Consider the following 7,114-nt stretch of genomic DNA (forward strand, 5'->3'; position numbering starts at 1 on the left):
TCGGGCCCGCCCTTTCGTGTGCCGCAGAGGTACGCGGTTCTGTCACCAGGTGGTGAGCAGGAGATGATTGACCACCAGCGCGAGCGTCGCCTGCACGATGAGCCAGCCGCGCCTGGTCGCGGGCGGGAGCAGCGCGGCGCCCGCCATGAGCCAGACGGCGAACGGCAGCCAGATCCGCTCCACCTCCGCCTTGCTGAGCCCGGACAGGTCGGCGGCCAGAACGGCGACCAGAGCCGCGGCGGGCAGCGACACGACCGGTCCGAGGCCGAGCATCGACGACGGGTGACGCCACACAGTGGACGGAAAGACCCGGGACACCGCTCGCCGCAGGACGACGGCGGCCACCGGGCCGGCGCAGGCCACCACCAGCGCGAGGTCGGCCCACACCCAGTACCCGTAGGGCCGGTCGCTCGCGATGCCCTGGTAATAGCGTTCGACTACCAGGCGGTAGCCGTCGAGCCACCAGAAACCGGAGAGCGTGAACGCCGCCAAGACGGTGACGCCGGCACCGGTCATGGCGCCGAGCGTGCGCCACGGCAGGGGTCCGCTCCGCCGGGCGAGGAGCACCACCGCCAGCATCGGCACCGCGATCAGGGTCAGGCCGTAGGACAGGTAGAGGCCGAGGACCAGGAGCGCGCCGGAGGCCGCGCCCGCCCAGATCCACCGGCGGGTCAGGGCGACCGCGAGCAGCGCCAGCCCGGTCGCGGCCACCCCGGCGAACAGCCCGTCGGCGGACGCGCCGATCCAGATCGCGCCGGGGAACAACACCAGGAACGGCACGGCCGCGCGGGCGGCGTCCTCGTCGCCGAGCGCGCGGATCGTCACCGGCACCGCCACCGCGACAAGTGCGCCGACGGCCACGCAGGCCAGCGCGGCCCAGGCGCCCCCGCCGAGACCGATCCGGTCGAGACCGACGAAGACGAGCAGGGCGCCGGGCGGGTGACCGGCGACGTGGGTGGTCCACGAGTCCGGCTGGAAGTCCAGGATCCGGCCGGCGAACCCGCGCAGCATGGCCGGCACGTCGGTGACCCCGTCGACCTCGCTGAGATACTCGTGCCCGGTGGTGAGCCGGCCGGCCAGCCCGCGCTGCCAGCCGTCCACCAGCGCGAGCGACACGATCCACGCGACGGCGGCGCCGTAGCCGGCGAGCATCAGCCGCCGCCAGCCCATCGTCCCGGCGAGCCGCTGTCCGTGCCATCCGACCAGCACCGCGACGGCGAGCGCCAAGGGCGTGCCCGGGCCGATGTGCGGCAGCCAGATCGCGGTGAAGGGTGCGGCGCTGGCGTGCACCGGGCGCCCGGCGAGATACAGCGCGGCACCCACGACGGATGCCAGCACGGTGAGCCCGAGGGCGCCGCCGCCGGTGACGAGGTCGGCCCGAGCGTCCTCGACCCCGGCCGGCCCGTGGATGGTCATCCGCGCAAAGCGGCGTGCGCGAACTCGGTCAGGCCGGCGACGAGGCCGACCCGGGCGCGGAAACCCAGCTCGGCGGCCGCACGGGCGGGCTCGGCGACCACGTGCCGCACGTCGCCGAGCCGGAACTCGCCGGTGACCACCGGCTCCGGGCCGTCGACCACGCGGGCCAGGGCGGCGGCCATCTCGCCCACCGTCGCGGGCTGCCCCGAGGCCACGTTGTACGCCCGCAGCCCGGCCAGGTCACCACGGGCGGTCGCGGCGAGCGCGGCGACGTTGGCCCGCGCCACATCGCTGACGTGCACGAAGTCGCGGCGCTGCGCCCCGTCCTCGAACACCCTCGGGGCGCGGCCCGCCGCCAGCGCCGACCGGAAGATCGCGGCCACCCCGCTGTACGGCGTGTCCCGCGGCATCCCCGGCCCGTAGACGTTGTGGTAGCGCAGGGCCACCACCGAGCCGCCGCACTGCCGGGCCCAGGCCGCGCTGAGGTGCTCCTGGGCGAGCTTGGTGGCCGCGTACACGCTGCGCGGGTCGAGCGGGGCGTCCTCGCCCACCGGCACGGACGTCAGCGGGAGCCCGCAGGAGGGGCACGTCGGCTCGAACCTGCCCGCGGCCAGATCGGCGACGGCGCGTGCGGCCGGGCGGGTCGGGCCGTCGGCGGGGCAGGCGTAGGCGCCTTCGCCGTAGACGACCATCGAGCTGGCCAGCACCAGGCGGTGCACGCCGGCGCGGGCCATCTCGGCGAGCAGCACAGCGGTGCCGAGATCGTTGCAGCCGACGTACTCCGGTAGGTCGTCGAGGTCGACGCCCATCCCGACCATCGCGGCCTGGTGCACGACGGCGTCGACGCCACGCAACGCGCCCGCGACGGCGGCCCGGTCACGGACGTCCGCGCGCACAACCGGTACGGAGTGGACAGTCGCGGGCAGCGGGCCAGGGTGCGCGGCCGGGTGCCCGACGTCGAGGATGCTCACCTCATGCCCGGCTTCGCGCAGGGCTGAGCTGACATGGGTGCCGATGAAGCCGGCGCCGCCGGTTACGAGTACGTGGGTCACCGCGCCGACGTTAGGCGGGTCGCGGGGCGTCGGCCGCCGATCGGCGCATCATGTCAGCGGATCGTAAGGACTTCGTACGCGTAAGAAAGCCGTAATGCCGGACCGTGGCCGGCGGCCTATGTTCGCGGGCTAGCTTCCGTTCGTGACCGATGTCGTTCTTCCCTGCCTCAACGAGGCTCCCGCGCTGGCCTGGCTGCTGGCGCGGATGCCCGCCGGATACCGGCCGATCGTCGCCGACAACGGCTCGACCGACGGCTCGGCCGAGGTGGCCCGCCGCCTCGGTGCCCGGGTCGTGACCGTGCCACAGCCCGGCTACGGCGCCGCCGTGCACGCCGGGATTCTCGCCGCCGACCCGGCCGATGGCCTGGTCTGCGTCATGGACGCCGACGGCTCCTTCGATCCCGGCGAGCTGCCGCTGGTCGCCGACCCGGTCCGCGGCGGTACGGCCCGGCTGGCGGTCGGCAGGCGCAGACCGGCCGGCCGGGGCGTGTGGCCGCCGCACGCCCGCCTCGGCAATGCCGTGCTCGCCCACCGGTTGCGCCGCACCACCGGCCTGCGGGTGCACGACATCGGGCCGATGCGCGCCGCCCGCCGCGACGATCTGCTCGCCCTCGGCCTGCGGGACCGCCGGTTCGGCTATCCCCTCGAGCTGCTGATCGCCGCCGCCCGGGCCGGCTGGGAGGTCATCGAGGTCGACGTTGCCTACCGGCGGCGGACCGCGGGCACCACGTCGAAGGTCACCGGCACGGTGCGCGGCACCGCCCGGGCGATCCGCGACATGAGCGCGGTGCTCGCCCGATGAGCGTCCAGGTGCTCGTGCTGGCCAAGACGCCGGTGCCGGGACGGGTCAAGACCAGGCTCTGCCCGCCGTGCACTCCCGGCCAGGCCGCCGTGGTCGCCGCCGCCGCGCTCGCGGACACCGTGGCCGCCGTCACCGCCGCGCCGGCCACGCGTCGCTGCCTCGTCGTCGACGGCGACCATCCGGCACCGCCCGGCTGGCACCGGACGGCCCAGCGGGGCGTGACCCTCGGCGAACGCCTGGTCCACGCCTATGCCGACACCCGGCTGGACGGCGTGGGGAGCCTGTTGATCGGCATGGACACCCCGCAGATCAGCGCCGGGCTGCTGGCCGACGCCGTTCAACGGCTCGACGAGGGCGACGCCGTGCTCGGGCTCGCCGACGACGGCGGCTGGTGGGCTCTAGGACTCCGGAATCCGTCGCACGGCAAGGCGTTGTGGCGGGTGCCGATGTCCACTCCGGACACCGGGGCACCGACCCTGGCCGCCCTGCGGGCTCGCGGTCTCCGCGTCGCGGCGCTGCCGACGCTGCACGACGTGGACACCTACGCCGACGCCCAGGCCGTGGCCGCGCTCTGCCCCGCCGGCAGTCGCTTCGCGTACGCCGTATCCGAGCTGGCCCGCCCGGTGGCGGCGGCATGACGACCACCGTCATCACCACCTCGCCGGCGGCTGCTCCCGCCGCCCTGGCCATCTTCGAGGAAGCCATCCGCCGCGCCGACGCGGGACGACCCGCCACCGCACTGCGCCGCGACGTCTTCGGTCCACTGCCGGGACACGGCCGGTGGCGGCACCTGCTGCTCGCCGACGGCAAACATCGGCATCGGCGGCGAACCCGAAACACTCCTGCGCCGATGCCGCGAGCTGCTCTCCCGCGATGGCCGGCTGCACGTCGAATTGGCTCGCCCCGGAACCCGCAGCTGGTCCGGCAACGCCCAGCTCCGGCACGAGGCGGGCGGCCCGAGCGCGCCGTTCCGCTGGGCACCATCCAGTCCGGGGTGTTCCAGGAGAACACCGCCAGCCTGGCCCTGCACCGTTCCTGCGGGTTCCGCACGGTCGGCGTCCGCGAGCGGGTCGGCCGGCACACCGCCCGGGGCAACCGGTGGCGTGATGTCGTGTTCATCGAACGCCGCAGCCCCGCCATCACCTGACATCTCACCGGGCCACACACGACCCCCTCGACTTGTTGACCATTGCTGTAAGACAGGAGCCGCTCGTGAGCACTCACCTCGACCAGTACCGGTCGTCGTCATCGGCGCCGGCCCTGTCGGGCTTGCCGCCGTCGCCGGCGCGCTGACCGCCGCCGTGCTCACCTGGGCAGTCGTCGCGATCCCGGTCGGCCGCTGGCTGGACCGGCACGGCGGCTTCTTGCACCGGAAGGACCCCAACTCCGCATGGCCGCCATCATCTACACCGACTCGCCCGCCGCCCGCGAAGCCTTGCACCGCAGAACCCTCGTCGTCGTGATGGCCTCCCAGGTATTCAGCGGTGCCGGGCTCGCCGCCGGCATCACCGTCGGCGCGTTGCTGGCCGCGGACATGCTCGGCACCAGCAGCCTGTCCGGGCTACCCGTCGCCCTGTTCACCGCCGGATCCGCCGGCGCCGCCCTCATGGTCGGCGGGCTCTCCCAGCGCTTCGGACGCCGCACCGGGCTGACCGCCGGGTACACCACCGGCGCGCTCGGCGGCGCCGGAGTCGTGCTCGCCGCCGCCGTCGACAGCATCCCGCTACTCATGCTGTTCCTGCTCGTGTACGGGGCCGGCACTGCCACCAACCTGCAGGCCCGCTACGCCGGCGCCGACCTCGTCGGACCCGGGCGCCGCGGCCGCGCCGTCAGCTCCGTGCTCGTCGCCACCACCCTCGGCGCCGTCGCCGGCCCCAACCTCGTCGCCGCCACCGGGCACGTCGCACAGCACTGGGGTATCCCCGCCCTGGCCGGACCCTTCGGGCTCGCCGCCCTCGCCTACGCCGTCGCCGGCACTGTGCTGTTCGCCCTGCTGCGTCCTGACCCTCTGCAGATCTCCCGCCGCATCGCCGCCGCCGAGCAGGAGACCGTCGCCGCCGACGTCGGGCCGGCTCCGGCCCGAGCGAAGCGCTATGCCGGCGGCGTGACCGCCGGGGCCGTCACCATGGTCATCACCCAGATCGTGATGGTCGCGGTGATGACCATGACCCCCATCCACATGCAGGCCCACGGCCACGACCTGTCCGCCACCGGTCTGGTCATCGCCGTGCACATCGGCGCGATGTACCTGCCGTCCCCGCTGACCGGGCTGCTCGTGGACCGCCTCGGCCGGATACCCGTCGCCGCGGCAGCCGGGCTGGCCCTGCTCGCCGCCGGCGTCGTCGCCGCCACCGCCCCCACCGGCTCAGTCGCCGCCCTCGCCGCGGCCCTGGCGCTGCTCGGCCTGGGCTGGAACCTCGGCCTCGTGTCCGGCACCGCCATGATCACTGATGCGCTGCCGCTGCACACCCGCGCCAGGACGCAGGGAACCGTCGACCTCTGCGTCGCACTCGCCGGCGCCGGAGGCGGCATCGCCAGCGGCATGGTCCTCTCGGCCACCAGCTACGCCGCCCTCGCCCTGGGCGGCGGGATCCTCGCGCTGGCCGTCATCCCGCTGATCACTCTGCGACGCCCGGACAGCGCGACCGCATAGCCGAATCCTGCGCCGCAGCAGTCGGCTCTGTTCGCATCGAGGCAGTCCAGGAGTCTTGACTCCGCCATCGGTAAGTCGTAGCTTACCGTTCGTGGCTACTTACCAAGCCGGTGCCGGCTGGGACGCCCTGGGCGACCCCACCCGGCGCGCCATCATCGCGTGCCTGGCGGAGCGGCCGCGGGCCGTCGGTGAGCTCGCCGAGGAACTGCCGATCAGCCGGCCCGCGGTGTCCCAGCACCTGAAGGTGCTCAAGGACGCCGGCCTGGTCACCGACCGCACCGCCGGCACTCGCCGGGTCTACCGGCTCAACCCCGCGGGTGTCGCCGCCCTGCGCGATCAACTGGACACGTTCTGGCATCGCGCGCTGGACGGTTACCAGGACGTCGTCGAACAACCGACCGAGGAGGACTCATGACCCAGGCACCGGATGTGGTGGTGCGCCGGCAGATCATCGTGAATGCGCCGCTCGAGCGCGCCTTCACGGTGTTCACCGAGCGGTTCGGCGACTTCAAGCCGCCGGAGCACAACCTGCTCGGCGTGGCGATCGCCGAGACCGTGTTCGAGCCGAAGGTCGGCGGCCACATCTACGACCGCGGCGTCGACGGCACCGAATGCCGCTGGGCCCGGGTGCTCGCCTACGATCCGCCGGACCGGGTCGTGTTCAGCTGGGACATCAGCCCGCAATGGCAGGTCGAGACCGAGCCGGACAACACCAGCGAGGTCGAGGTCCGGTTCGTCGCCGAAACACCCCAGCGTACGAGGGTCGAGCTGGAGCACCGCCACCTCGACCGGCACGGACCCGGCTGGGAATCCGTCCGCGACGGCGTCGCCCACGACGAAGGATGGCCGCTCTACCTGAACCGCTACGCCGCCCTGTTCACCACAGCAGCCTGACCGTCGCCGGATGGACCGGACGTCCCGCTTCCCCGCGTACCAGCAGGACGTCCGACCGGGTCTGGTGACGTGCCGTTCGCGTTGTTCCGGTCGGTCCGGATGGCCCGGGATGCCGCTTCGCCCAGCGTGAGATTGCCCCATGCGTAGAACCCGCACCGATGGGCGGCGATCGGAATGACGTTGTACCAGTCGCCGCCGTAGGCGGCGAGGAGCTGGTGCCATAGTGGCGCCATTATGACTTTACGTGGCGCCATAGATGTGCCATCTTGGCACCATGAACATTGAGAACAACGTGTT

Annotated in this window: 9 protein-coding genes; 6 read left to right on the forward strand and 3 right to left on the reverse strand. The window is 73.5% G+C overall.

What is annotated here, in order from left to right:
- Window positions 1–42: 42 nt before the first annotated feature.
- Both DMB66_RS20865 and DMB66_RS20870 read right to left on the reverse strand, forming a co-directional pair.
- Window positions 43–1,416 carry a hypothetical protein gene (locus DMB66_RS20865; RefSeq protein WP_125805770.1) on the reverse strand — a complete coding sequence of 458 codons (1,374 nt, stop codon included), beginning with the start codon at window positions 1,414–1,416 and terminating at the stop codon, window positions 43–45.
- Window positions 1,413–2,468 carry an NAD(P)-dependent oxidoreductase gene (locus DMB66_RS20870; protein WP_125805771.1) on the reverse strand — a complete coding sequence of 352 codons (1,056 nt, stop codon included), beginning with the start codon at window positions 2,466–2,468 and terminating at the stop codon, window positions 1,413–1,415. The genes DMB66_RS20865 and DMB66_RS20870 overlap by 4 nt, the downstream gene beginning before the upstream one ends.
- Before the next feature lie 142 nt (window positions 2,469–2,610).
- Between DMB66_RS20870 and DMB66_RS20875 the strand changes: the two genes are divergently transcribed.
- From DMB66_RS20875 to DMB66_RS63870, 3 genes are read left to right on the forward strand one after another with little or no spacing between them, the layout of a single operon-like run.
- Window positions 2,611–3,270, forward strand: coding sequence for a glycosyltransferase family 2 protein (locus tag DMB66_RS20875; RefSeq protein ID WP_125805772.1), 660 nt, complete (start codon window positions 2,611–2,613; stop codon window positions 3,268–3,270).
- Window positions 3,267–3,908 (forward strand): DUF2064 domain-containing protein, encoded by a 642-nt coding sequence (locus DMB66_RS20880; protein ID WP_125805773.1) that lies wholly within the window; start codon window positions 3,267–3,269, stop codon window positions 3,906–3,908. Before DMB66_RS20875 ends, DMB66_RS20880 begins: the two co-directional genes overlap by 4 nt.
- Window positions 3,905–4,417, forward strand: a complete 513-nt coding sequence (locus DMB66_RS63870) for a GNAT family N-acetyltransferase (protein WP_233624734.1) — start codon at window positions 3,905–3,907, stop codon at window positions 4,415–4,417. The genes DMB66_RS20880 and DMB66_RS63870 overlap by 4 nt, the downstream gene beginning before the upstream one ends.
- A 73-nt stretch (window positions 4,418–4,490) precedes the next feature.
- Here the strand turns inward: DMB66_RS63870 and DMB66_RS65260 are convergent, their stop codons facing one another.
- Complete coding sequence (locus DMB66_RS65260; protein WP_255440870.1) at window positions 4,491–4,625, reverse strand: hypothetical protein; 135 nt, start codon at window positions 4,623–4,625, stop codon at window positions 4,491–4,493.
- Between the two features lie 35 nt (window positions 4,626–4,660).
- Here DMB66_RS65260 and DMB66_RS20895 point away from each other — a divergent pair, with 35 nt between their 5' ends.
- The 3 genes from DMB66_RS20895 to DMB66_RS20905 all read left to right on the forward strand — a co-directional run bounded on the left by DMB66_RS20895 (window position 4,661) and on the right by DMB66_RS20905 (window position 6,817).
- Complete coding sequence (locus DMB66_RS20895) at window positions 4,661–5,923, forward strand: MFS transporter (RefSeq protein ID WP_125805774.1); 1,263 nt, start codon at window positions 4,661–4,663, stop codon at window positions 5,921–5,923.
- Window positions 5,924–6,014: 91 nt separating this feature from the next.
- The gene (locus DMB66_RS20900; RefSeq protein WP_199752532.1) at window positions 6,015–6,338 is read left to right on the forward strand and encodes a helix-turn-helix transcriptional regulator; all 324 of its coding nucleotides are present in this window, start codon (window positions 6,015–6,017) and stop codon (window positions 6,336–6,338) included.
- On the forward strand, window positions 6,335–6,817 hold the full coding sequence (locus DMB66_RS20905; RefSeq protein ID WP_125805775.1) for an SRPBCC family protein: 483 nt from the start codon (window positions 6,335–6,337) through the stop codon (window positions 6,815–6,817). The genes DMB66_RS20900 and DMB66_RS20905 overlap by 4 nt, the downstream gene beginning before the upstream one ends.
- The last annotated feature ends 297 nt before the right edge of the window (window positions 6,818–7,114 follow it).

The sequence above is a fragment of the Actinoplanes sp. ATCC 53533 genome, from assembly GCF_003947245.1.